Origin of the sequence: Lactobacillus sp. PV037 (genome assembly GCF_014522345.1) — a bacterium.
In the GTDB taxonomy this organism is placed as follows: Bacteria; Bacillota; Bacilli; order Lactobacillales; family Lactobacillaceae; genus Lactobacillus.
Window position 1 is genome coordinate 269,380 of the sequence record NZ_CP041987.1, and the last position, 24,472, is coordinate 293,851.

Here is a 24,472-nt window from a genome sequence, read left to right on the forward strand (position 1 = left end):
TTTGTTGTTGTCCAATAGTGGACTTTAATGTATCAGTTCGGACTATGGATGAGCGCTCAGAAACAACAATCAATTCTAGAATAATCCTAGATAATTCTTCAAGGCAAATGATAAGTATTAGAGAGATTGGCGAAATAGAAGATTAGGTGTTAGAGAATTTAGAATAGGAAGCAATGAAAGCGCATTTTTTAAATGTAAGAGTAATTTTTTTGTCTAAGAAAAAGTAAGTGGTATGCTAAGTAAAAAGATAGTAAATTTTTGTAAATATTATTATAGTCAAGGTGAAAATTATGAAATATTCTATTTTAAATTTAGCTCCATTAAGGCAAAAGGAAAATTATGCCCAAGCAATTGACGTTATGATTCAGTTAGCTCAAAAAGCAGAAGATTGGGGTTACGAACGTTATTGGATTGCAGAACACCATAACGCTATGGGGATGGCTAGTGCTGCGACAACTATCTTGATGGATGAAACCTTAGCGAAAACCAAAAAAATTCGTGTTGGTTCAGGTGGTATTATGTTACCTAATCACAGTCCTTATGTTGTTGCTGAACAATTTGGAACTTTAGAGACAATGTTTCCAAATCGGGTAGATTTAGGGTTAGGTAGAGCTCCTGGTACAGATATGCAAACTGCAGTAGCACTACGTAGAAAGAATTTGGATAGTAACTTTGAAGAGGATGTAAAGGAATTAGAAGGTTACTTTAAAGATACGAATAAAGTTCATGCATATCCTGCGGCAAACTTAAATGTACCGTTTTATATTTTGGGTTCAAGTACGGATAGTGCGCACCTTGCTGCTAAGTTAGGCTTGCCTTATGCTTTTGCATCCCATTTTGCACCTGCAATGTTAATTGATGCAGTAAAAATTTATCGACAAGAATTTAAACCTTCAAAATACTTGGCAAAACCTTATGTAATTATTGGAGTAAATGCTTATCTAGCTGATACCAATGAAGAAGCAAAAAAATTAGTTACTACTCAGACACAAGCATTTTTAAATATTGTTTTGGGTAATAGTAGTACATTACAGCCACCAGTAGCTTCTAACCAAGAGGTTTGGGATAACTATAGCGAAGAAAAATTAGGAAAAGTCAGTCCTCACTTTGGACCAATAAAATTTGATCCAGATGACTTAATTGGTCAAGAAAAAGCTGTAGTTGAGAGAATGGGTGCCGTAACGTTAGTTGGAACTAAGCAGGAAGTTAAACAACAGTTAATGAATTTAAAAGCTCAGGTTGATTTCGACGAAATTATTGTTAACAGTCTGGTATTTGATGAACAAGCATTTTTCCATTCTTATGAGCTTTTGGCACAGACGGTGAAAGAAATAAATTCGAAAAATTAATGTTACTAAAAAATACTCCTTAATTCTAAGGATTATTTTTTGTTAGGTTTGCAATTACATCTTTTAACAATAATAATTAATAATTCATATCTTCGTTTTCAAAAAGGAAAAACTGCTTTTGAGTTGACAGAAGTAAATTAAAATAAAATTTAGAATGCATTCTGAGTTAAGTCGGAATGCGTTTTTTATTGACAATAGTCTCTGTAGATACTATTATATTAATATAAGGTACATGTGTGGACTAACTGAAAGAGGTGCGATGATGCTAAATCAAGAAATTGAAAAGTTAAATACATTAATTATTCGAGCAAGTAAAGCTTATGAAAAGTGGTATGAAAAAGTTAATTTACCTGGATATTTAATTTTTATCTTGCATGAGCTACTTCTTAAAAAGAAGCTAAGCCAGCGAGAATTAGTAGCATTATCCAGCTACCCTAAACAATCAATTAATAAAGGAATTCATCTCTTAAAAGAGCAAGGGTATCTTTATTTAGTGCCCTTAAAGAAAGATAGCCGTGTAAAATCATGCAGGCTAACAGAAGAAGGAGAGAAGTATGCAGAAAAATTATTGGAACCACTACTTGATTTAGAGTCAAAAACTGCTCAGATAATGGGAGTTAAAAAGATGGAACAACTTACATCATTAATGGAAGAATGGCGCAATATCTTTCTAAAGTTATTAAAAGATGAAAGTAAAGAAGATTAAATAGTTAATAAGTAATAAGTGGAAAATAATTTATTTAAAGGAGAGAATTTAAAGTGAAAAAACAGGGAAGAAAAATTTTACTGTTAGCTTTTTTATGTTCTTTTTTTCTAATGTTGAGTGCTTGTGGGAGAAAAAGTGTAAAGCAAGAAGTAACAGAATCGGATAAGATTGTTTGGGGGGTAAAGGCTGATACAAGATTATTTGGATTGATGAGTATCAAAGATGGAAAAATTGAAGGATTTGAAATTGATTTAGCTAATGCCTTAACTAAAAAAATACTTGGCAGTCAGGGTAAAGCAGAATTTATTCAAACCACCACTAAGACTAAAATTCCTCTATTGAAGAATGGAAATATTGATGCAGTTTTAGCAGCAATGACTATAACTCCAGAAAGAAAAAAAGAGGTCAGTTTCTCCAAGCCTTATTTTCAAGCTGGTCAGTCATTGTTAGTTCCAAAAACATCAAATATTAAGTCAGTCAAGGACTTAAATAAAAAAGGCGTAGTTGTACTAGCTGTAAAGGGGACAACTGCTGTAGCTAATATAAAGAAGTTTGCTCCTAAGGCTAAAACTCTTGAGTATGATGATTACGGCCAAGCTTTCACTGCTTTAAAGGCAGGACAAGGAAAGGCCTTAACCAGTGATAGTGGGATTTTAGCCGGGTTAGCGAAGGAAAGTTCGGGTTATAAGCTAGTAGGAGGGACTTTTACTAGTGAACCATACGGAATTGCAGTTAATAAAGGACAGACAAAATTTTTAGATAAAATCAATCAAGCCCTACAGTCTCTAAGAAAAGATGGGACTTATGATCGTCTCGTAAGAAAATGGTTTGGTAATATTTCTGGGTTTGATATCAAAGCTGCAGAGAAAGAATAGTTAAAACTCGAACAATTTATTGATTAAAAAGTATTTTAAGACTTTTTTACGTAACAAATAGGCTATTTTTAAATAAAATGATCCTTTTTAAGCAAAAAGTTGAAATTTAGTTTAGAATAAGAACATATAATAACATGAGAGGAGCGCAAGCATGGCTGCGATTATTGAATTTAAAGATGTAAATAAATATTATGGTAAACTTCATGCTTTAAAAAATATTAATCTATCCATTGAAGAAGGTCAGGTTGTAAGTATTATTGGTCCTTCTGGTTCAGGAAAAAGTACTTTAATAAGAACAATGAATGGATTAGAAAAAATTAATTCAGGTGAACTAATTGTCACTGGAAAAAACATTGCCAATAAAAAAACTGACTTAAATGACATTCGTAAGGATGTAGGAATGGTATTTCAACACTTTAACTTATATGAAAATCATACTGTGCTTGAAAATATTACTTTAGCTCCGAAGATTGTACTTAAACGTCCAGATGCAGAAAATAAGCAAATGGCAATGGACTTACTCAAAAAAGTGGGTCTTGAAGATAAGGCAGATTACTACCCTAAGCAACTCTCTGGTGGACAGAAGCAACGTGTTGCAATTGCTCGTTCACTTGCAATGAGTCCAAAGGTAATTTTATTTGATGAACCAACAAGTGCTCTTGACCCTGAAATGATCCAGGATGTATTAGATGTAATGAAATTTGTGGCTGATCAGGGGTTAACGATGGTAGTAGTAACGCATGAAATGGGCTTTGCACGTCAAGTTGGTGATCGATTAATTTTCTTTGATAAAGGTCAAATTATTGAAGATGAAAAACCAGAAGAATTTTTTGAACATCCAAAAAGTGAACGCGCTCGCCAATTCTTAAGTAAAGTAATTACTGAAAAATTAGGTGGCTAATATGAAGAAAAAATATCGATTTTTAATGTTAAGTTTTTTAGCATTATTTTTATTAGCTTTAACCGCATGTGGAAAAAGTAGCCGCAAACAAAATGTTTATAAAAAAATTCAACAGACGAAAACCATTACTTGGGGAGTTCGAGCTGATACTCGTTTGTTTGGATTAATGAGTACAAAAACTGGAAAAATTGAAGGATTTGAAATTGATCTTGCCAAGGCTCTTACCAAGCAAATGTTAGGTAAAAAGGGGAAAGCGAAGTTTGTTCAAACAAGTCCTAAAACTCGTATTCCATTATTAAGGAATGGAAATATTGATATTATTTTGGCAACAATGACAATAACACCTGAAAGACAAAAGCAGGTAGACTTTACTAAACCCTATTTTCCAGCAGGCCAAGCCCTTTTAGTGCCTAAGAATTCCAAGATTAAAAATATTCGGCAATTAAATGGAAAGACAGTTTTAGCTGTTAAAGGAACAACTGCTGTAGAAAATGTGGCTAAATTCGCTCCCAAGGCTAAAGTATTAGAATATGATGATTATGGTCAAGCCTTTACTGCATTAAAAGCCGGTCAGGGCCAAGCAATGACAACTGATAACGGAATTTTAGCGGGAATTGCCGCAGAAAATCCAGGTTATAAGTTAGTTGGGGGAACATTTACTCATGAACCATATGGAATGGCTGTAGACAAGGGACAACCTCAATTACTTGAGCATTTAAATAGTGCACTCAATGAATTAAAAAAGGATGGAACTTATCAGAAAATATCTAAAAAATGGTTCGGTAATGTAGCAGGAATTGAGTATTAAGGAGTTGAAAATGAATGATAAATATCCTAATAAACCATTGGTCTGAATTCCTAAATGGATTTTGGAATACAATTTTGTGTAGTATAATTGCCTTATTTTTCAGTTTGATTTTAGGAGTTGGATTTGCACTTTTGGAAGTAGCTCCACCAAAATTTGGAAGAGTAATTGCAAGAATCTACATTGAATTATTTCGTAATATCCCTTTATTAGTTATTACAATGGTATTTTATTTGGTAATTCCACAATTTTGGGTTAAGATTTCTGGATTTGTGGCTGGAACAATCGGATTAACTCTTTACACTTCAGCATTCATTGCGGAAACTGTAAGATCAGGAATTAATTCAGTTGGTGAAGGACAAATGGAAGGTGCTCGCTCCAACGGGATGACTTATACTCAAGCAATGCGTTATGTGATTTTGCCACAAGCAATGAAAATTGTAATTCCTCCTTTAGGAAACCAATTTGTCAACTTGATTAAGAATTCATCTGTGTTAGCCTTTGTGGCCGGCTTTGACTTAATGTATCAAGCAGATGTAATTGCGTTGTCATCTTTCCAAACGATTAATACTTACATTGTAGTTGGACTATTTTACTTAGTTTTAACTTTACCTTTAAGTTATTATATGCGTCACTTGGAAAAGAAATTGTCTCGATAACTTATAGAAAGGAAAAAATAAATGGAAAACTTTATACACGCGTATTCATGGGTTGACATTCGTTTCCTTTTGCAAGGTTTATGGGTGACAATTTATGTTTCATTAATTTCAATTGTTCTTAGTTTTGTAGTGGGGCTAGTATTAGGTTTTGTCCGAAATATGAATGTCAAGATCCTATCTCCAATAGTTGGTTTTTGTATTGATATAATCAGAAATCTACCTCTATTATTAATAATCTTCTTTACTTATTTTGGCTTACCAGAATTAGGAATTATTACTAATCCTACAGTAGCTTCAATTATTGCGTTGGTAATTTTTGAAGGGGCAATGTTAGCTGAAATTGTAAGAAGTGGTATTAATGCTGTTCCTCAAGGACAAATGGAAGGTGCTCGCTCTAATGGGATGACATATATGCAGGCGATGTATCATGTGATATTACCGCAAGCACTTCATAAAATGATTCCAGCACTATTATCACAATTTGTTTCCTTAGTAAAAGATACTTCACTTGCAACGATTATTGTATTGCCAGAATTATTATTCCACGCACAAATAATCTATAGTCAAAATACTACTTATTTAATTCCAATGTATTTGATTATCTCAGTAATGTATTTTGTGGTTTGTTTCTCACTTTCAATTTTTGCAAGCCATTTACAAAAGAAATACAACAATTAAAAAGAAAGCTTTAGTTATAAAAATACCTCATACTCGCTAGATTGAGATCTAAACAATTATGAGGTACTTGAAAATTAGCTAAAGCTTTTTTTGTATTGATTATTTATTTGCCAAAACAGAACGAAGTTTAGTGGTTAACATATCAATTGCGACATCATTTTCTCCACCTTCAGGAACAATGATATCAGCGTAACGTTTAGTTGGTTCCAAAAATTGGTGATACATTGGCTTAACTGTTGCTAAGTATTGCGTAATGACTGAATCCATTGTTCGTCCACGTTCTTGGGTATCACGTTCTAGCCGACGAATAAACCGAATGTCATCGTCAGTATCAACAAAAATCTTAATGCTCATTAAGTCGCGAAGTTGTTTATCAGATAGAACTAAAATTCCTTCTAAGATGATAATATCAGCTGGCTCAGTATGAACAGTTTCTTTACTGCGAGTGTGAGCAGTAAAATCATAAACTGGCATTTCAATAGCCTGACGATTCATTAGTTGCTTAAGTTGTTTAGTTAGTAATGGCATGTCAAAAGCATCTGGATGATCATAGTTAATCTTTTGGCGTTCTGCCATAGAAAGATTATCGTTATTTTTGTAGTAAGAATCTTGTGTCAAAATCAACATATGATCATTTTGATGTAATCTTTCATAGATTTCGTGAGCAATAGTAGTTTTACCACTACCTGATCCACCAGCGATTCCAATTACAATGGGTTGTTTATTTTTTTGCATTGGGCAACTCCTTTTGTTTGCTAGTATTATGATACCCTATAAATAAATTAACTATCAACCTTGAATTTTAGTACAAAAGAGGGCAAAAAGCTAGATAATTTGGGAATTTCTTGATTATTAATTTCTTTTAATTGATTTTTTCAATTATTTTTAATAATGTTGTTGATAATAAAAAAATCAGTCTGTATAATTACTATATTAATATTAGAAACATTGGGGGAAAAATAAATGAAACGACGACGTAACTAAAATTGCAAGTAAAATGAAACATTAAATAAGTAGATCGGAGTTTATTTTAATGAAAGACTTAAAATTAATTAGATTTGTGCTGCTTTTGTTTCTGTTAGTTACGCCAATAGTTGAAATTTTTAATTCACAGCAGGTTCATGCCGCTGATAGTGAGTCAAAAACTGTGGCAACTAACAGTGTGATGAAAAAGATCAAAAAAAGTGGTGAATTAGTAGTAGGAACTTCTGCAGATTACCCCCCGTTAGAATTTACGACCAGCAAAAATGGAAAAACTAAATATGTGGGTGTAGATATTGAATTAGCCAAGGGAATTGCCAAAGAACTTGGAGTTAAATTGGTTATTAAAAATATGAGTTTTGATTCTCTTTTAGTAGCTCTTGAAACTGGGAAAGTTGATATGGTAATTTCGGGACTTTCTCCAACACCAGCAAGGAAAAAAAGTGTTGATTTTTCAAAAATTTATTACAAAGCAAGTGGTCAATACTTTTTGGTAAATAAAAAAGATAAAGATAAATATAATTCAATTCAAAGTCTGAAAGGACAAACCATTGGAGTGCAAACAGGAAGTTTGCAATATAATTTAGTAAAAAGTCAAATGCCTGATTCAACAATAAAAGGATTGGGAAAGATTAATAACTTAGTTTTAGCATTGCAATCAGGCAAAGTTTCAGCAGTTGTAATGGAAGAATTAACTGCTAAGGCTTATGCCCAGAACAACAAAAACTTAGCGGCAATTAAATCAAATTTAAAAGATAACCAGCCAGGGAACGCTGTTGCAATTGCAAAAGGACAACCAGATTTACTGACTGCTGTTAATCAAGCAATTACTAAAATAAAAAATAAAGATCTAGTTAACAAAGAATATTTACCTGCAGCTGCCAAAGCAATGAAAACCAGTTCAGCTTCAAATAAGATGAGTCAGTACTGGATGTATTTTGTAAAAGGTATTTGGTACACTATTGTAATTACAATTTTTTCAGTATTGATTGGAATTATTTTAGGAATTGTTTTAGCCTTAATGCGTTTGTCCAGTAATAAACTTCTGCATTGGATTGCCGTAGCTTATATTGAGTTTATTCGCGGCACCCCTCAAATGGTCCAAATTTTGTTTGTTTATTTTGGAGTTGGCTACCTGATTTCTAATTTATCAGCAATTGTTGCCGGTATTATTGCGATTGGACTTAATTCGGGAGCTTATGTTGCTGAAGATATTCGGTCAGGAATTGATTCACTACCAAAGGGTCAAACAGAGGCAGCACGTTCTCTAGGTTTGAGTCAAGCTAAAACATACAGATATGTAATTATTCCCCAAGCTATAAAAAATATTTGGCCAGCTTTAGGAAATGAATTAATTACTCTCCTTAAGGATAGTTCTTTAGTTTCAATTATTGGGGTTTCAGAATTAATGTACCAAACTCAACTAATTCAAACTTCGACTTATCGAGGAGTATTACCACTCTTTATTGCGATGATTCTCTACTTTATTATGACGTTCTCTTTGACTAGACTTTTGAATTACTTTGAAAAGAGGATGAAGATACATGACTAAAATGTTACAAATTGAACATCTGCAAAAGAAATTTGGAGATAATGAAGTTTTAAAAGATATCTCGGCCAATGTGAATAAAGGACAAGTAATTTGTATTATTGGTCCATCTGGTTCAGGGAAAAGTACATTATTACGCTGCTTAAACGTTTTAGAAACTCCAACATCTGGAAAAATAATCTTTGATGGGGAAGATTTAGCGCATATTGATGAAAAGCGTTTAGATAAATTACGGGAAAAACTGGGAATGGTTTTTCAAAATTTCAATCTTTTCCCTAATATGAATGTAATAGAAAATATTAAACTAGCACCTGTCAAGGTAAAAGGGATGGGTGAAAAAGAGGCAGAAGCTTTGGGCTTAGAGTTATTAGATAAAGTTGGTTTAAAAGACCGTGCTCATCAATATCCTACTAGTTTATCAGGTGGTCAGCAGCAAAGGGTAGCTATTGCGCGTGCTTTAGCAATGAATCCAGAGATGATGCTGTTTGATGAACCAACAAGTGCATTAGATCCTGAGATGGTTGGCGAAGTGTTAAAAACGATGAAAGACTTAGCAAATTCTGGCATGACCATGGTAATTGTTACTCATGAAATGGGATTTGCCAAAGAGGTTTCTGATGAAATTTGGTTTATGGCAGATGGCTATTTACAGGAAAAGGGAACACCTGAAGAAGTATTTGATCATCCAAAATCAGAAAGAGCAAAGGACTTTCTTTCAAAAGTATTATGAGAAAAAGTTAGGCTATTTTAGCCTAACTTTTTAACTTGCTTAAAAAGATATTGACGACAGGGTTGAGAAACTGGAAAATAGAATTATAAGAATATGACTAGAATTTCTAGCCGTATTTTTTTGCTTTTTTCTATTTTGAGAAGAGTAATCTGTGGAATTGATAGACAAGTATTTTGTTAAATCATGATTTAGTAAAGGTATGAAGTGAAAAGTGAAAATTAATACTTTTAAAAAGTTTCTCCTTCTTTTTTTAGGAATGGGATTAGTCACAATTCTCACTGCATGTAGTCAAGCAGATAAAATTACTGTAGTTGGTTCAAGTGCGATGCAATTATTAGCAGAACAAGCAGGAAATGACTATCGCTTAACTCATGCAAATAGCAATATTGTTGTTCAAGGTGGAGGATCTGGGACAGGATTAAGTCAAGTGCAAGCTGGAGCGGTAGAAATTGGAACTTCTGATGTTTATGCAGAAACGCAAAAAGGAATTCGTGCTTCAGAATTAGTGGACTATCCAATAGCTGTAGTGGGAATTGTTCCTATTGTTAATAAGGGTGTAGGAATTAAGAATCTTACACTTAAGCAATTAAAAGAAATTTTTACTGGAAAAATTACTAATTGGCGCCAAGTAGGAGGTAGAAATTTACCGATAACAGTTATTAATCGTTCTAAGGGAAGTGGAACGCGCTCAACTTTTGAAGCAATTGCCTTAGATAATGCTAAACCAATTAAGGCCCAAGAACAGGATTCAAATGGAACTGTAAGAAAGATAGTAAATTCAACTCCAGGAACAATTTCATATATTTCTTTTCCTTATGCAAATGATAAAAATATTCAAAAATTAAGTTTGAATGGGGTTACTCCAACAAACGCCCATGTTACTACAAATGCATGGCCACTTTGGTCTTATGAACATATGTATACAAAGAAAAAGGTCAATCAAAAAACAAAGGCATTTATCAAGTATATGCTTTCTAATAAAGTACAAAAAGATCTTATTCCTAACTTAGGATATATCAGTGTGAATGATATGAAAGTTATTCGAAAGAGTAATAATCAAATTGTTAAAAAGTAAGATAGGACAAAAATGGATAAAAAAGATAACTTAAAAAAAGTAGTGGAAACTGCTTTAGCTGAGCAAAAAGTACCTCATGTTAAATTAAAAAGATTAGGCACAGAAAAAGTTGATATTGAAAAACTAACCAAACCTTCTAAAGAAACAAGACAAGAGTACTGGGGAAAAGGATTAACTAGTGCAGCGATTATCTTAATTATTGTCTTAGTAGCTTCAATTATTGGATTTATCGCAGTTCATGGCTTGGCAACTTTTTTCCAAGATCATGTCAATGTCTTCCATTTTCTTACCTCCTCTGATTGGGAACCTAGTGAAGGAAAAAATCATGTAGGTGCTGCAGCCATGATTGTTACTTCGTTTGCGGTAACTATTTTAGCGGCCTTGGTTGCTACTCCTTTTGCAATTGCAGTAGCGCTTTTTATGACAGAATATTCTTCTAAAAAGGGTGGAAAGTTTCTTCAGTCAGTAATGGAATTACTTGTTGGAATTCCATCGGTAGTATATGGTTTCTTAGGGTTAACAATTATCGTACCAGTAATGAGAAATCTCTTTGGTGGCACTGGATTTGGTATTTTATCAGCAACTTTAGTTTTATTTGTAATGGTATTACCAACAATTACCTCTTTAACTGTTGATAGCTTAAAAGCAGTACCTAAACATTATCGTCAAGCTTCACTCGCCTTGGGTGCTACACATTGGCAAACTATTTATAAAGTTGTATTACGTGTAGCAACTCCAAGGATTATGACAGCAGTAATTTTTGGAATGGCGAGAGCTTTTGGGGAAGCATTAGCTGTTCAAATGGTAATTGGTAATGCAGTGTTGATGCCATATAACTTAGTTAGTCCTTCAGCAACATTAACTAGTCAGTTAACTAGTCAAATGGGAAATACCGTTATGGGAACTTTACCTAATAATGCTCTTTGGTCATTGGCATTACTTTTATTAATAATGGCTTTAGTATTTAACTTTTTAGTACGTCTAATTGGTAAGAAAGGACAAAACTAAGATGAATGCAAAAACACGTGACAAAATAGCGACTGCAGGAATTTATACCTTAGTAAGTATTGTAGTAGTAATTTTAGTAGGAATAATTGGAAATATCTTGGTTTCAGGTGTTCCTCATTTATCTTGGCACTTTTTAACTTCGCAAGCTTCTTCTTATCAAGCTGGTGGAGGGGTCAGAGACCAATTATTTAATTCTTTATATTTATTAATCTTGACCATGATTATTTCAATTCCAATTGCCCTAGGAGCAGCAATCTATCTTGCTGAATATGCAAGGGATAATTGGTTTACTAGTTTGATTAGAACAACAATTGAAATTTTGAGTTCATTACCATCAATTGTGGTAGGTTTATTTGGATATTTATTGTTTGTGGTCCAATTTGGGTTTGGATTTTCAATTATCTCAGGTGCAATTGCATTGACATTTTTTAACTTGCCAACTTTAACAAGCAATATTGAACAGGCCTTAGAGGGTGTGCCACAAGAACAAAGAGATGCTGGATTAGCGTTAGGGCTTTCCAATTGGAAGACTATTCGTGGTATTGTATTGCCAGCTGCCTTACCAGGAATTTTAACTGGGGTAATTTTAAGTGCAGGGAGAATCTTTGGGGAAGCAGCAGCTTTAATTTATACTGCTGGACAAAGTGGTTCAACAATCGATTTTACCAATTGGAATCCTTTTAGTGCTACTAGTTTTTTAAATGTGATGCGTCCAGCGGAAACTTTAGCAGTTCATATTTGGAAAGTTAATACTGAAGGAATAATTCCAGATGCAAATATTGTTTCTGCTGCAACTTCTGCTTTACTAATTATTGTAGTAATTTTATTTAACTTTGGCGCAAGAATACTCGGAAATCATTTATATCGAAAATTAACCGCAGCTAAGTCTTAAAGGAGAGTGTAATGAGCGAAAATAAGAATCCTGAAACTTATATCAAAACTTTTGAACCAGAAGATGCCATAGTTTCGACAAAAGATTTGAGTGTTTTTTATGGTGGGACTGTCCAAAAATTATTTGATGCTAGTTTACAGTTTAAGAGAAACTCAATTACTGCCTTGATTGGTGGCTCTGGATCAGGTAAATCTACTTTTTTACGATCTTTAAATAGAATGAATGATAAAGTAGCAAAAGTAACAGGGCAAATCTGGTACCATGGCTTAGATGTCAATAAAGCTAGCATTAATGTTTATGAACTGCGTAAAAATATTGGGATGGTTTTTCAAAAGCCAAATCCTTTTCCAAAGTCAATTAGAGAAAACATTACTTACGCTTTAAAAGCAAATGGAATTACAAACAAACAAAGACTGGATCAGGTTGTAGAAGAAAGCCTACGTGCAGCGGCACTTTGGGATGAAGTAAAAGATAAGCTTGATAAAAGCGCACTAGCTCTTTCTGGTGGTCAACAGCAACGTTTATGTATTGCCCGAGCTTTAGCTATTCAACCTGAAGTTCTGTTATTAGATGAACCTGCAAGTGCTTTGGATCCTGTTTCTACTTCTAAATTAGAAGATACTTTAAAGCAGCTACGCTCAGAATATACAATGATTATGGTTACTCATAATATGCAACAAGCAAGTCGAATTAGTGACTATACCGCTTTTTTCCATTTGGGTCATGTGCTTGAGTATAATACTACTGAACAAATTTTCACTAATCCGCAAGGAAAAATTACAGAAGATTATATCCGTGGTAGTTTTGGCTAGGAGGAAATTATGACAAAAATAATGGCAGCAGATGATGTTCATTTAAGCTATGGTCCAGTTGAAGCTTTGCATGGGATAACTATGGCTTTTAATGAAAATGAATTAACAGCACTTTTAGGTCCATCAGGATGTGGTAAATCAACTTTTTTGCGTTGTCTTAATCGCATGAATGATGATATTGATAATGTTAAAATTACTGGAGAAATTACTTTTGAAAATAAAGATATTTATAGTCCAAAAGTAGATTTAGTAGAGCTTAGAAAAGAAGTAGGGATGGTGTTTCAACAACCTGCTCCCTTTCCTTTTTCTGTTTATGATAATGTAGCCTATGGCTTAAAACTATCGGGAATTCATGATAAAAATTTAATTGATGAAAGAGTAGAAGAAAGTTTAAAACAAGCAGCTATTTGGAATGAGGTAAAAGATGATCTAAATAAAAATGCGCAAGCATTTTCTGGTGGTCAGCAGCAACGAATTTGTATTGCCCGAGCTTTGGCTGTTCATCCAAAAGTAGTGTTATTAGATGAGCCAACTAGTGCCTTGGATCCAATTTCTAGTTCTGAAGTTGAAGAAACCCTAATGAATTTGAAACATGAATTCACTTTTATTATGGTTACCCATAATTTGCAACAAGCGAGTCGAATTAGTGATATGACTGCTTTTTTCATGAATGGTGATTTGATTGAATACGGCAGTACCGCAGAAATGTTTATGAATCCTAAAAAACAACTTACAAGTGATTATTTAAATGGACGTTTTGGATAAAAATTGAGGTAAAGAATAATGCATGAAGTTTTTCTAGATGAATTAAGGAAGTTAAATACTCGTTTCATGGGGATGGGAATTGAAGTCAGCGAACAAATTGAAGAAGCGACTCAAGCATACATTGATCATGACAAGCGAGTAGCACAAAGTTTGATTGAAGATGATAAAAAATTTTCTAAAATGGGACTCAAAGTTGAAAAGAGAACTTTAAAATTGATGGCTCTCCAGCAACCGGTAGCGACTGATTTTAGAAATGTAATTAGTGTTTTAGAGGCAGCCAGCGACTTGGAAAGAATTGGTGAAAATTCTAATTCAATTGCTTTAGAAACAATTCGAGTTAAAGGAAATAAGCGAATCCCAGAAGTTGAAGAGTTAATTCAAAGTATGTCAACCAAGGTTAATTTCATGTTAGATCAAATCTTGAAATCTTATGTTCAAGATGATGAAAAATTAGCGCGTAAAGTTGCCAAAAAAGACGATGAAGTTGATGAAGAATATGTTAAAGCACGGCGAGCAATTATTGAGGGAATTAAAAAGAATCCTGATGCTGCAGTAGCCTCATCAAGTTACTTTATGGTAATTCGACTCTTAGAAAGAATTGGAGATCATGTGGTTAACTTAGCTCAATGGGTCGTATATAAAGTATCTGGTGAATTGATTGATTTAAATGAAGATAAGAGTGTAGAAGATGAATTAGATCTTGGCACTACTGATTAAAAAATAGTTAATTTAAAATCTTCCGATAGGAAGATTTTTTTGTCTAAAAATGACTATTAGATATCTAACTGTTATAATAAAAGAAAAATGTAAAGGACTGGTTGGATGGTAAGCAAAAAAGAAAAATTTGAAAAGACTAATCGACTTTTTAGATTATATATGAGAAATACTCAAAGAATTTATAATGCTTATGGATCAAAATTGCATTTAACTTCGCAACAAGCCCGATCTATTGCCTACATAAATAGAAATCCGGGTTTAATTCAACGTGAATTAGGTGAAAAATTTCATGTGAGAAACGCATCTGTTACTAACATGTTGAAAAATTTAGAGCGAGATGGTTTCATTGAACGAAAAAAAGATAAGGATTCAGCACGTATAAAAAGGATATATTTAACCGATAAGGGAAAAAATTATGCTCAAGAGATTGAATCAGCTTTTACAAAAATTAATGATCAGTTTTTAAAGCAAATTGATGAACATGATCTTGATATGCTGAATGAGGCTATGACACACCTAATTGATGATCTTGAAAAAATGGATGTAGATTTTGAAAGACGTTAATGTGTCTTTTATTTTTGAATAATTTTTAGTTAGATAGTTGACAGTTAGATACCTAAATGTTTAAATATAAAATATAAGTTAGGTATCTAACTATTTGGAGAGGAGAAAAATTAATGAGAAATTCAGCACAAACAGAACATATTGATGAATTTAAACAAAATTCAAGATCAAAATTTAGCGTTAAAGACTTTTTTGCTTTAATTAATAAGTTACATCCTCATTATTCACGTTTAATAATTGGGGTATTATTAGGTCTCTTGGGCACAGGAGCAAATTTAGTTGTTCCCCAGTTGGCCCAACGTTTAATTAACAATTTTAAGTCATTAAAACCACAACTTATTATTTTAGCGTTGATAGTTTTTATTGGCGGGTTAATAGTCAGTGCTATTTCTGGATATGTGTTAGGCGTATTTGGTGAAAATGTCGTTTCTAACTTACGTGAATTAATTTGGCAGAAGTTATTACATTTACCAGTTAAATATTTTGATAATAATAAAACTGGTGATACTACATCTCGTTTAGTAAACGATACTTCCCAAGTAAAACAATTATTAGCATCAACTTTACCTAATGCTTTAACATCACTTTTTCAATTCTTTGGTGCATTAGTAATTATGATTGCCATGGATTGGCAAATGACGATTATTATGTTTGTTGGTGTACCTTTGCTAGTGTTAGCAATATTGCCAATTATGAGACAATCACGTAAAATTGGTCGTCAACGACAAGATGAATTAGCAAAGTTTTCTAGTGATTCAACTACTGTTCTAAGTGAAATTCGCTTAGTAAAATCTTCTAATAGTGAAACACATGAACTTACCAATGGGCATAAACGTATTCACAAACTTTATAATGTAGGAGTAAAAGAGGCTTTTATTAATTCTTTAACTCAGCCAATTACGAATATGCTGATGATGATTCTATTTTTAGGAATTCTCGGTTATGGTGCTATTCGCGTGATGAACGGGTCAATGACGATGGGGGCTCTAGTTTCATTTTTAATGTACCTTTTCCAAATCATGAGTCCAGTAATTATTATCAGTCAATTCTTTACTGAGTTATCTAAAACAAGTGGTTCTACTGAACGGTTACAACAAATTCTTAATGAAAATGAAGAATTTTTATCTGATAAAAAAGAAATAGACATTGCAAATAAAGCCTTAAAATTTGAAAATGTTAATTTTTCTTATGAAAATGGTAAACAGATTTTACACAATATTAATTTAGAAGCCGATCCAAATTCAGTAATTGCCTTTGCAGGACCATCTGGTGGTGGTAAGTCAACTATTTTTGCCTTAATTGAACGGTTCTATCAACCAACTTCTGGTGAAATCGTAATAGGTAATGAAAATATTGCTGATATTGATTTAACTCACTGGCGTAAACAAATTGGCTTAGTCGGACAAGATTCAGCAGTAATGCCAGGTACAATTAGAGAAAACCTTGTTTATGGTTTAGATCAAAAAGTTACAGATGAAGAGTTATGGCATGTTTTGAAACTTGCCTATGCTGATAATTTTGTTAAAGAAATGGAAGATGGGCTTGAAACACAAATTGGTGAACGCGGTATCAAGTTATCTGGGGGACAGAGACAACGTATTGCTATTGCGAGAGCATTTTTACGTGATCCAAAAATTTTAATGCTTGATGAAGCTACTGCTAGTCTAGATTCTGAATCAGAAGGAATGGTCCAAAAAGCCTTAAATGAATTAATGAAGAATAGAACTACATTAGTAATTGCTCACCGCTTGAGCACAATTGTTGATGCTAATAAAATCTACTTTATTGATCATGGAACTGTTGATGGAGCAGGAACACATGAAGAATTAATTAAATCTACGCCTAAATATGCTCAATATGTAAAAAATCAGTTTAAAAAATAATTAAAAGTGCTTATCTTTTTTGATAAGCACTTTTTGTTGAAGATTAGAATTAGTTTTATAGCTTAAATAATAGTTAAAGCAGCTCAAGCAGGGATGCTTTTTGATATAATTAAGGTACTAAAATAGCTGATGAAAGGATATAGTAATTGATGAATAAAGTGACTATTATTGGATCAATAAATGTTGATAATATTTTGCATGTAAAAAACTTACCTCAACCAGGAGAAACAATTGCGATGTCTAATTTTTCTAAGGCTGCTGGAGGAAAAGGAGCCAACCAAGCAGTCGCTGGTGCACGTGCAGATAGCAAAATAATTTTTATTGGTCGTGTTGGTGATGATGAAAATGGAAGTTATATGTTAAATCAATTTAAAGAAAATGGAATTGATACAACATATGTATCTGTGACCCCAAACCAAAATACCGGTCAAGCTTATATTTTACTTCAAGAAAGTGGACAAAATTCAATTATTATTCAACATGGAGCTAACTTTGACTTAACTCCAGCAGATGTAAGAAAAGCTGAAAATGAAATTAGAACGAGTAATTTTGTAGTGGCGCAATTTGAAACTCCAATTCCTGCTACAATTGAAGCTTTCAGAATTGCACGTCAAGCAGGTATTCCTACTATTTTGAATCCTGCTCCAGCGCGAGAAGATATTCCTCAAGAATTGCTTGAATTAACAGATTTAATTACACCAAATGAAACTGAAAGTGAAAGTATTACTGGAATTGCGGTGACGGATGAAGAATCGATGAGAAAAAGTGCAGATTATTTCCACGATTTAGGAGTTAGGGGAGTAATTATAACTTTGGGTAAAACTGGCTCATATGTTTCAACTAGTAAGCTGCAAGAAATTGTACCAGCTTTCACTGTAAAGGCTGTAGACACCACTGCGGCTGGTGATACTTTCATTGGGGCTTTAGCGAGTGAATTAAATAGAGATTTAAGTAACTTAAAAGAAAGTGTAATTTATGCTTCTAAATCCTCTTCATTTACTGTTCAATCATTGGGGGCTTTTCCTTCAATTCCAAGACGTAGCACTGTAGAAAAAGCTTTGAAAGAAGATGAATTAAATGGATAAAACACAACAAGATGAATTAAAAAAGCAAGCTGCAATTAAGGCAGCACAGTTAGTTGAAAATGATTCAGTTCTAGGAGTTGGAACTGGCTCGACAGTTGCTTTTTTTATTGATGCATTAGGTAAAAGAAAAGAAACTGAAGGCTTAAAGTTAAAGCATATTGTTACAACTTCTAATCGCAGCAAAAAACAACTTGAAAGGTTAGGCTTTAAAGTAGATAAGCTAGCTGATGTTGATCATGTTGACTTAACAGTTGATGGTGCAGATCGAGTGGATCCAGATTTAAATGGGATCAAAGGTGGCGGTGGTGCCTTAACCTTGGAAAAAAATGTAGCTGATAATTCAGATAAAGTAATTTGGATTGTTGATGAAAGTAAATTAGTTGATCGTTTAGGAGACTTTCCACTTCCAGTTGAAGTTTTACCAGTATCAGCTGAACAGAACTTTCGCCGTTTTAAAAAGGAAGGATTAGAGCCTCGTTTTCGCTTAGCTGAAGATGGAAGCCGGTATCAAACTCACTACGGAAATTACATAATTGATTTAGGGATTGATCCTTTACCAGTAATTTCTGGGTTAGCTGATTATCTTGACCATACTGTTGGTGTAGTTGAACATGGATTATTTTTAAACATGTGCAAAGAGGTAATTATCGCTCATGCTGATGGCAAGATTGAAGATAGAAAAGTAAATAGATAATTGATATAAATTAAACCACTAATTTAAGAAAAGAGAGAAAAAAGTGAATAAGAAACCTTTAATAATTAGTACAGATCCTGGAATTGATGATGCAGCTGCTATAACTATCAGTTTATTTGCTAAGCAGTTAGATGTGAAGGCAATTGTGGCTACCTGGGGTAATGTTAGTTTAGATAGAACTTTAGATAATAGTTTAAAGCTAGAAACTTTTTTGCATACTAAGGTGCCAGTAATTAAAGGAGCAAAGCAACCACTTTTACGTAAAGCAATTTCAGCTGCTTCAGTCCATGGTGAAAGTGGCATGGCAGGATATGATTTTGATAAGCCTGAGATGAGCTTACTTAAAGAAGGGTTAGCTGCTAGTCATATTCATGAAATTGTTAGTCAAAGTAATGAAAAGGTCATTTTAATGGGAATTGGACCTTTGACTGATTTTGCACTATTTATTAATCAATATCCTGAAGATTTAGCTAATGTGGAAAAATTTGTTTTAATGGGTGGAAATATTGATCGAGGCAATTTTACAGCATTTTCAGAATATAATTTTGCTGGTGACCCTGAAGCTGCTCAGATGGTATTTCAAAGTGGAGTACCAATTGAGGTAGCACCATTAGAACTTGGTCATATTGCTCAAGTAACACCTGCTCAGATGGAAGAAATTAGACATTGTGGTGAAGTTGGGGAAATGCTCTACGGTCTCTTTACTAGTATTCATGAAGATACTGAAGGAGATGGAACTGAAATTTATGATGCAACTGCAGTAGGGATGTTACTTGCCCCTGAAATCTATACTTTTAAGCCTGCAACAGTCGAAATTGAACTAGATGGACGTTACACTTATGGGGCAAGTGTAATGGACTTTAAAGGATATTTGGAAAAACCCAAGAATGCGCAAGTGGCTGTAAGTGTTGATACCCAAAAATTTGCTAAGTGGTTTGTGGAAGCAATCAAGACAGCTAATCAAGGGAGAAAATAATGCCAGATTTAGTTTATCGTGTGGTAATGCGGGATATTAAAAAGAAAATTTTAAATAATGAGTATCAAGAAATGCGACTACCGGATGAACGAAGTCTTAGCCAAGAATATCAAGTAAGTCGTTCTTCAATGAAAAGAGCCTTGGAATTACTAGCACAACAAGGAATTATTTTTAAAAAAAGAGGCAGTGGGACTTTTATCAATCCTCTTTATTTGAAAAATCAGGCTTTGTTTAAATATGAGGGGTCTAATTTAGGAATTACTGATTCTTTCAGTGTACCTGGAAAAAAGCAGAATATTGAGGTACTTGATTATCAGGTCATAAAAGCAGATCAAGATTTAAAACAAGATTTATTTTTGAAGGATTCCGATTTTGTTTATAAAATTAAACGTTTGCGTCTTTTAGATGATCAACCTTTTTTAATTGAGACTGGATATATTCCCATTAGAATTGCACCAGAATTAAATGAAAATATTTTAAAGGGTTCATTATTCAATTATTTAGAAGATACTCAACAAAAAACAGTTACACGGTCTTTTTTGACAATTACAGTTGAGCCATCTACTTTAGATGATCAGGCTAAACTAATGCTAGCACCAAATGAACCAGTGGGTGTTTTATCAGGAATATTTTTTCTAGATGATGGGACTCCCTTTGAAGTTTCAAATATGCGGATTCATTATAAATACATGAAATATAATACATTTGTGAACTTAGGTCAGGAATAAAATGAATTACCAAAAACTCCAACAAAAATTCTTAGAGAACCAAAATCAAGTCCAGGCTTTGCAGATGAAAAAGTATATGCGGAATCAATTTGATTTTTATGGCTATCATTCAGCTGATCGTAAGGAAATTTACCACCAGGATTTGCTCGCTGAAAAAAAGAAAAAGCAAGTTGATTGGGAGTTGCTGGAAAGAGCTTGGAATGATTCTCATCGTGAATTACAATATTTTGTTTGTGATTATTTGATAGCTATGAAGAAGTTTTTAAAATTTGAAGATCTTCCTAAGCTACGCCATTTTATTTTGCAAAAGTCGTGGTGGGATACAATTGATAGTTTAATTAAACCCATCGGCTATCTTGGGTTAAAAGATAATCGTGTAGGTAAAGAGATGCTTAAGTGGTCTAAGGATAGTAACTTTTGGATTAGAAGGACAGCTATTGAACATCAATTACTACGTAAAGAAAAAATGGATACTGAGTTGCTAAAACAAATAATTAAAAATAACTTCAACAGTGAAGAATTTTTTATTAATAAAGCAATTGGGTGGGCATTGCGAGATTATTCAAAAACTAACCCTGCCTGGGTAAAAGAATTTTTGGGAGAGTATAAAAATCAAATGGCGCCTTTATCAATTAAAGAAGCCAGTAAATACTTAGATGATTAGAAAGTTAGACATTTAGTCTAGCTTTTTTTAAGAAAAAATAAATTGATACCTACCAATTTTTAAAATGGTTGCTTTTGAGCTCTAACTCCATTACTATTAAATAAAAAGAAACTTTTACTTAAAGGAGAATTGTCATGGCAGTCAATTATGATTCAAAAGAATACTTAAATAGTGTAGATGCCTTTTGGCGTGCAGCTAATTACTTATCTGTAGGTCAATTATTTTTGATGAATAATCCGCTTTTAAAGGAAGATTTGAAACCTTCCGATGTAAAGCCTAAGCCAATTGGTCACTGGGGTACTATTGTGCCACAAAACTTTATTTACGCTCACTTAAATCGTGCCATTAAAAAGTATGATCTAAATATGTTCTATATTGAAGGTTCAGGTCATGGTGGACAAGTAATGGTATCAAATTCTTATCTTGATGGATCATATACTGAAAGATACCCAGAAATTACTCAAGATGAAAAGGGAATGGCTAAATTATTTAAACAATTTAGTTTTCCTGGTGGAGTAGCTTCTCATGCAGCACCAGAAACACCTGGTTCAATCCATGAAGGTGGGGAATTAGGATATGCATTGTCTCATGGTGTAGGAGCAATTTTAGATAATCCTGATGTAATTGCAGCTGTTGAAATTGGTGATGGTGAAGCAGAAACTGGTCCATTAGCAGCTTCTTGGTTTTCAAGTAAATTTATCAACCCAATTAAAGATGGAGCAGTAATTCCAATTTTACAAATTAATGGATTTAAAATTTCTAACCCAACTATTGTCTCTCGCATGAGCGATGAAGATTTAACCAAATACTTTGAAGGGATGGGTTGGAAACCTTACTTTGTTACTGCATATAAAGATGGACAATTTAATGGGTATAAAGATCATATGCAGGTTCATGAAGAAATGGCTAAGACAATGGATCAAGTTGTTGAGGATATTAAAGCTATTCAAAAAAATGCTCGTGAAAATAATGATGATTCACAAGTGAAATGGCCAATGATTGTCTTTAGAGTACCAAAGGGTTGGACTGGCCCTAAAGAAGACTTAGATGGAAATCCAATTGAAAATAGTTTTCGTGCTCACCAAATTCCAATTCCAGTTGCCCAAGATGCAATGGAACATAAAGATATATTGATCGATTGGATGAAGAGCTACAAGCCAGAGGAATTATTTAATGAAGATGGTTCACCAAAGGAAATTGTCTTACAAAATACTCTAAAAGGCGATAAACGCATGGCAATGAATCCGGTAACTAATGGTGGAATTAATCCACGTGCCTTGAATTTACCAGATTACCGAGACTTTGCTGTCGAAATTGGTAAGCCTGGTTCTGTTGAAAAACAAGACATGGCAGAATGGGCAAAGTATTTAAATGAGATTGCCAAATTAAATCCAGATAATTTCCGTGGCTTTGGTCCAGATGAGTCTAAATCTAACCGTCTCTTTGAACTTCTTGATGATCAAAAACGTCAATGGATGGAAGAAATTCATGAACCAAATGATGAAGATCTATCACGGACAGGCCGTTTGATTGACTCCCAACTTTCAGAACACCAAGATGAAGGTTGGCTTGAAGGCTATGTATTAACTGGACGTCATGGCTTTTTTGCAACATATGAATCTTTTGGACGCGTAGTAGATTCAATGCTGACACAACACATGAAATGGCTTCGCAAGGCTAAAGAACAACAATGGCGTCATGATTACCCTGCTTTGAATATTGTGGATACTTCTACTGTTTTCCAACAAGATCATAATGGCTATACTCACCAAGATCCTGGAATGTTAACTCACTTATTTGAAAAGAATCGTCCAGATTTAATTCATGAATACTTACCAGCTGACACTAACTCACTTTTGGCTGTTTCTGATAAAGCCTTTAGAGATCGAGAAGTAATTAATTTATTAGTAACTTCTAAGCAACCACGTCCACAATGGTTTAGTATTGAAGAAGCTAAGAAATTAGTTGATAAAGGTTTAGGTTATGTTGATTGGGCTTCAACTGATCAAAATGCTAAGCCTGATATTGTTTTTGCTTCTACTGGAACTGAACCTACAATTGAAACTTTAGCAGCTATTGATTTACTTCATAAACAGTTCCCAGAGCTCAAAATTCGTTATATTAATGTAATTGATGTAATGAAGATGATGACTCCTGAAAAGAACCCAGAGGCTATGAGTGATGAAGAATTTAACCGCCTTTTCCCAGAAGATGTCCCAGTAGTCTTTGCTTGGCATGGTTTCAAACCAATGATGGAATCAATTTGGTTTGACCGTGGTCGTGGTAAAAATGCTGTTCACATTCATGGTTATGAAGAAAATGGTGATATTACTACACCGTTTGATATGCGTGTTCTTAATCACATTGATCGCTTTAATTTGGCTAAAGATGCTGTTGAAAGTTTACCAGAATTAGTTCAAAATAATGCTGGATTTATCGAAAAAATGAATGATCTCTTGGCTAAGCATCATCAATACATTCGTGATAATGGTAAAGATATGCCAGAAGTTACTCAATGGCAATGGAGCGGCTTAAATAAATAGTTCATTTAATGAAGGGAAGTCCTCAAAGACAATTCCCTTCATTTTGATATGATGTGCATAATATTTTCTAACATGATAAGATATTAATATAGAAAAATTAAGTGGCTATCAGTTGAGAGTAGGAGGAGAATTAGTGGACTTTAAAGATGTTTTAGATCATAGAAGAGCAACAAGAAAATTCAGTAGTCAACAAGTAAATGACAAGGTGCTTACTCAAATAATTGAAGATGCTCAACGTGCACCTTCATTATTAAATTCACAGCCTTGGCGTGTTTATGTAGCGCAAGGTGAAGTAGTAGATAAAATTCGAAAAGAATTTCAAGATTTGGTAGAAGCTGGAGAACCTTCGAGAGAAGATTTTTCTAAGTTATTAAAAGTTGAATGGGATGTTTTTCCGAGTAAGAATATGTCTAGTATGAGTGACAACCTTAGTTTCTTTTTAAGAGGAGAAATGGATCAATTCCAAGATGCCCAAGAATGGTTGTATGATGCCCATACTTTTATCTACATGACAATTCCTAAAAAATCTCCAGCTTGGTCATTGTTTGATTTGGGAGCATTTTCACAAACTTTAATGCTTTCTGCTGCAAATCATGGACTTGCTACTATGCCATCACACCAAATTGTTAAGTATCCAGATGTAATTAGAAAATACTTACCAATTTCAGAAGATGAAGCAATTGGAATGGCAATTGGTATTGGATATCCAGATAAACGTGCTTCAATTAATTCATATCATTCAAAACGTTTACCAGTAGATTCAATTTTAAAAATTACTAAGTAATCAAGAACTCTCAGTTGCAATCAATTGAGAGTTTTTCTGTGAGAAAGGA

General features: G+C 33.5%; 25 protein-coding genes. 24 read left to right on the forward strand and 1 reads right to left on the reverse strand.

Annotation, left to right across the window (positions count from 1 at the left end; translation table 11 throughout):
• Positions 1-290 precede the first annotated feature (290 nt).
• The 7 genes from FP435_RS01735 to FP435_RS01765 all read left to right on the forward strand — a co-directional run bounded on the left by FP435_RS01735 (position 291) and on the right by FP435_RS01765 (position 5,973).
• Positions 291-1,349, forward strand: coding sequence for an LLM class flavin-dependent oxidoreductase (locus FP435_RS01735; protein ID WP_265484047.1), 1,059 nt, complete (start codon positions 291-293; stop codon positions 1,347-1,349).
• A gap of 262 nt (positions 1,350-1,611) precedes the next feature.
• Entirely contained in the window at positions 1,612-2,055 is a 444-nt protein-coding gene (locus tag FP435_RS01740) for a MarR family transcriptional regulator (RefSeq protein ID WP_265484048.1), read from the forward strand.
• Positions 2,056-2,165: 110 nt separating this feature from the next.
• Positions 2,166-2,930: a transporter substrate-binding domain-containing protein gene (locus FP435_RS01745; RefSeq protein ID WP_265484620.1), complete on the forward strand. Its 765-nt coding sequence runs from the start codon at positions 2,166-2,168 to the stop codon at positions 2,928-2,930.
• A gap of 151 nt (positions 2,931-3,081) precedes the next feature.
• A complete protein-coding gene (locus FP435_RS01750) occupies positions 3,082-3,831 on the forward strand; it encodes an amino acid ABC transporter ATP-binding protein (RefSeq protein WP_265484049.1) in 750 nt (249 codons plus the stop codon).
• Between the two features lies 1 nt (position 3,832).
• Positions 3,833-4,639 carry a transporter substrate-binding domain-containing protein gene (locus FP435_RS01755; protein ID WP_265484051.1) on the forward strand — a complete coding sequence of 269 codons (807 nt, stop codon included), beginning with the start codon at positions 3,833-3,835 and terminating at the stop codon, positions 4,637-4,639.
• A 14-nt stretch (positions 4,640-4,653) separates the two neighbouring features.
• The gene (locus FP435_RS01760; RefSeq protein WP_265484052.1) at positions 4,654-5,295 is read left to right on the forward strand and encodes an amino acid ABC transporter permease; all 642 of its coding nucleotides are present in this window, start codon (positions 4,654-4,656) and stop codon (positions 5,293-5,295) included.
• A gap of 21 nt (positions 5,296-5,316) precedes the next feature.
• Positions 5,317-5,973, forward strand: a complete 657-nt coding sequence (locus FP435_RS01765) for an amino acid ABC transporter permease (protein ID WP_265484053.1) — start codon at positions 5,317-5,319, stop codon at positions 5,971-5,973.
• A gap of 99 nt (positions 5,974-6,072) precedes the next feature.
• Here the strand turns inward: FP435_RS01765 and udk are convergent, their stop codons facing one another.
• Positions 6,073-6,708 carry a uridine kinase gene (udk, locus tag FP435_RS01770; protein WP_265484054.1) on the reverse strand — a complete coding sequence of 212 codons (636 nt, stop codon included), beginning with the start codon at positions 6,706-6,708 and terminating at the stop codon, positions 6,073-6,075.
• Between the two features lie 298 nt (positions 6,709-7,006).
• Here udk and FP435_RS01775 point away from each other — a divergent pair, with 298 nt between their 5' ends.
• From FP435_RS01775 to FP435_RS01855, 17 genes are all read left to right on the forward strand, one after another.
• Complete coding sequence (locus tag FP435_RS01775; protein ID WP_265484055.1) at positions 7,007-8,506, forward strand: ABC transporter substrate-binding protein/permease; 1,500 nt, start codon at positions 7,007-7,009, stop codon at positions 8,504-8,506.
• Complete coding sequence (locus tag FP435_RS01780; protein ID WP_322573197.1) at positions 8,499-9,233, forward strand: amino acid ABC transporter ATP-binding protein; 735 nt, start codon at positions 8,499-8,501, stop codon at positions 9,231-9,233. The genes FP435_RS01775 and FP435_RS01780 overlap by 8 nt, the downstream gene beginning before the upstream one ends.
• 256 nt (positions 9,234-9,489) lie before the next feature.
• On the forward strand, positions 9,490-10,308 hold the full coding sequence (locus FP435_RS01785; protein WP_416209746.1) for a phosphate ABC transporter substrate-binding protein: 819 nt from the start codon (positions 9,490-9,492) through the stop codon (positions 10,306-10,308).
• Between the two features lie 12 nt (positions 10,309-10,320).
• The gene (gene pstC, locus FP435_RS01790; RefSeq protein WP_265484057.1) at positions 10,321-11,316 is read left to right on the forward strand and encodes a phosphate ABC transporter permease subunit PstC; all 996 of its coding nucleotides are present in this window, start codon (positions 10,321-10,323) and stop codon (positions 11,314-11,316) included.
• A 1-nt stretch (position 11,317) separates the two neighbouring features.
• On the forward strand, positions 11,318-12,208 hold the full coding sequence (gene pstA / locus FP435_RS01795) for a phosphate ABC transporter permease PstA (RefSeq protein WP_265484058.1): 891 nt from the start codon (positions 11,318-11,320) through the stop codon (positions 12,206-12,208).
• An 11-nt stretch (positions 12,209-12,219) separates the two neighbouring features.
• Positions 12,220-13,020, forward strand: a complete 801-nt coding sequence (gene pstB, locus FP435_RS01800) for a phosphate ABC transporter ATP-binding protein PstB (RefSeq protein WP_265484059.1) — start codon at positions 12,220-12,222, stop codon at positions 13,018-13,020.
• Between the two features lie 9 nt (positions 13,021-13,029).
• The gene (pstB, locus tag FP435_RS01805) at positions 13,030-13,785 is read left to right on the forward strand and encodes a phosphate ABC transporter ATP-binding protein PstB (protein WP_265484060.1); all 756 of its coding nucleotides are present in this window, start codon (positions 13,030-13,032) and stop codon (positions 13,783-13,785) included.
• Between the two features lie 18 nt (positions 13,786-13,803).
• Positions 13,804-14,502: a phosphate signaling complex protein PhoU gene (gene phoU / locus FP435_RS01810; protein WP_265484061.1), complete on the forward strand. Its 699-nt coding sequence runs from the start codon at positions 13,804-13,806 to the stop codon at positions 14,500-14,502.
• Between the two features lie 105 nt (positions 14,503-14,607).
• Positions 14,608-15,066: a MarR family winged helix-turn-helix transcriptional regulator gene (locus tag FP435_RS01815; protein ID WP_265484062.1), complete on the forward strand. Its 459-nt coding sequence runs from the start codon at positions 14,608-14,610 to the stop codon at positions 15,064-15,066.
• 113 nt (positions 15,067-15,179) lie between these two features.
• Complete coding sequence (locus FP435_RS01820) at positions 15,180-16,949, forward strand: ABC transporter ATP-binding protein (RefSeq protein ID WP_265484063.1); 1,770 nt, start codon at positions 15,180-15,182, stop codon at positions 16,947-16,949.
• A 149-nt stretch (positions 16,950-17,098) separates the two neighbouring features.
• Positions 17,099-18,034 (forward strand): ribokinase, encoded by a 936-nt coding sequence (gene rbsK, locus FP435_RS01825; RefSeq protein ID WP_265484064.1) that lies wholly within the window; start codon positions 17,099-17,101, stop codon positions 18,032-18,034.
• Positions 18,027-18,728, forward strand: coding sequence for a ribose-5-phosphate isomerase RpiA (gene rpiA, locus FP435_RS01830; protein WP_265484066.1), 702 nt, complete (start codon positions 18,027-18,029; stop codon positions 18,726-18,728). Before rbsK ends, rpiA begins: the two co-directional genes overlap by 8 nt.
• 43 nt (positions 18,729-18,771) lie before the next feature.
• The gene (locus FP435_RS01835; protein WP_265484067.1) at positions 18,772-19,704 is read left to right on the forward strand and encodes a nucleoside hydrolase; all 933 of its coding nucleotides are present in this window, start codon (positions 18,772-18,774) and stop codon (positions 19,702-19,704) included.
• The gene (locus tag FP435_RS01840) at positions 19,704-20,432 is read left to right on the forward strand and encodes a GntR family transcriptional regulator (RefSeq protein WP_265484068.1); all 729 of its coding nucleotides are present in this window, start codon (positions 19,704-19,706) and stop codon (positions 20,430-20,432) included. Before FP435_RS01835 ends, FP435_RS01840 begins: the two co-directional genes overlap by 1 nt.
• Position 20,433: 1 nt before the next feature.
• Complete coding sequence (locus FP435_RS01845) at positions 20,434-21,096, forward strand: DNA alkylation repair protein (RefSeq protein WP_265484070.1); 663 nt, start codon at positions 20,434-20,436, stop codon at positions 21,094-21,096.
• 134 nt (positions 21,097-21,230) lie between these two features.
• Positions 21,231-23,639 (forward strand): phosphoketolase family protein, encoded by a 2,409-nt coding sequence (locus FP435_RS01850; protein ID WP_265484071.1) that lies wholly within the window; start codon positions 21,231-21,233, stop codon positions 23,637-23,639.
• Between the two features lie 133 nt (positions 23,640-23,772).
• Positions 23,773-24,423, forward strand: a complete 651-nt coding sequence (locus tag FP435_RS01855; RefSeq protein ID WP_265484072.1) for a nitroreductase — start codon at positions 23,773-23,775, stop codon at positions 24,421-24,423.
• The last annotated feature ends 49 nt before the right edge of the window (positions 24,424-24,472 follow it).

Excerpts from the sequence above, each read along its gene's own strand:
- FP435_RS01780 (WP_322573197.1), top strand. The coding sequence starts at position 8,499 with ATGACTAAAATGTTACAAATTGAACATCTGCAAAAGAAATTTGGAGAT.
- rpiA (WP_265484066.1), top strand. The coding sequence starts at position 18,027 with ATGGATAAAACACAACAAGATGAATTAAAAAAGCAAGCTGCAATTAAG.
- FP435_RS01760 (WP_265484052.1), top strand. The coding sequence starts at position 4,654 with ATGATAAATATCCTAATAAACCATTGGTCTGAATTCCTAAATGGATTT.
- FP435_RS01775 (WP_265484055.1), top strand. The coding sequence starts at position 7,007 with ATGAAAGACTTAAAATTAATTAGATTTGTGCTGCTTTTGTTTCTGTTA.
- FP435_RS01785 (WP_416209746.1), top strand. The coding sequence starts at position 9,490 with ATGGGATTAGTCACAATTCTCACTGCATGTAGTCAAGCAGATAAAATT.
- FP435_RS01850 (WP_265484071.1), top strand. The coding sequence starts at position 21,231 with ATGGCAGTCAATTATGATTCAAAAGAATACTTAAATAGTGTAGATGCC.
- FP435_RS01840 (WP_265484068.1), top strand. The coding sequence starts at position 19,704 with ATGCCAGATTTAGTTTATCGTGTGGTAATGCGGGATATTAAAAAGAAA.
- pstB (WP_265484059.1), top strand. The coding sequence starts at position 12,220 with ATGAGCGAAAATAAGAATCCTGAAACTTATATCAAAACTTTTGAACCA.
- rbsK (WP_265484064.1), top strand. The coding sequence starts at position 17,099 with ATGAATAAAGTGACTATTATTGGATCAATAAATGTTGATAATATTTTG.
- phoU (WP_265484061.1), top strand. The coding sequence starts at position 13,804 with ATGCATGAAGTTTTTCTAGATGAATTAAGGAAGTTAAATACTCGTTTC.
- FP435_RS01765 (WP_265484053.1), top strand. The coding sequence starts at position 5,317 with ATGGAAAACTTTATACACGCGTATTCATGGGTTGACATTCGTTTCCTT.
- FP435_RS01815 (WP_265484062.1), top strand. The coding sequence starts at position 14,608 with ATGGTAAGCAAAAAAGAAAAATTTGAAAAGACTAATCGACTTTTTAGA.
- FP435_RS01735 (WP_265484047.1), top strand. The coding sequence starts at position 291 with ATGAAATATTCTATTTTAAATTTAGCTCCATTAAGGCAAAAGGAAAAT.
- FP435_RS01755 (WP_265484051.1), top strand. The coding sequence starts at position 3,833 with ATGAAGAAAAAATATCGATTTTTAATGTTAAGTTTTTTAGCATTATTT.
- pstB (WP_265484060.1), top strand. The coding sequence starts at position 13,030 with ATGACAAAAATAATGGCAGCAGATGATGTTCATTTAAGCTATGGTCCA.
- FP435_RS01740 (WP_265484048.1), top strand. The coding sequence starts at position 1,612 with ATGCTAAATCAAGAAATTGAAAAGTTAAATACATTAATTATTCGAGCA.
- FP435_RS01745 (WP_265484620.1), top strand. The coding sequence starts at position 2,166 with ATGTTGAGTGCTTGTGGGAGAAAAAGTGTAAAGCAAGAAGTAACAGAA.
- FP435_RS01845 (WP_265484070.1), top strand. The coding sequence starts at position 20,434 with ATGAATTACCAAAAACTCCAACAAAAATTCTTAGAGAACCAAAATCAA.
- pstC (WP_265484057.1), top strand. The coding sequence starts at position 10,321 with ATGGATAAAAAAGATAACTTAAAAAAAGTAGTGGAAACTGCTTTAGCT.
- pstA (WP_265484058.1), top strand. The coding sequence starts at position 11,318 with ATGAATGCAAAAACACGTGACAAAATAGCGACTGCAGGAATTTATACC.
- FP435_RS01750 (WP_265484049.1), top strand. The coding sequence starts at position 3,082 with ATGGCTGCGATTATTGAATTTAAAGATGTAAATAAATATTATGGTAAA.
- FP435_RS01820 (WP_265484063.1), top strand. The coding sequence starts at position 15,180 with ATGAGAAATTCAGCACAAACAGAACATATTGATGAATTTAAACAAAAT.
- udk (WP_265484054.1), bottom strand. The coding sequence starts at position 6,708 with ATGCAAAAAAATAAACAACCCATTGTAATTGGAATCGCTGGTGGATCA.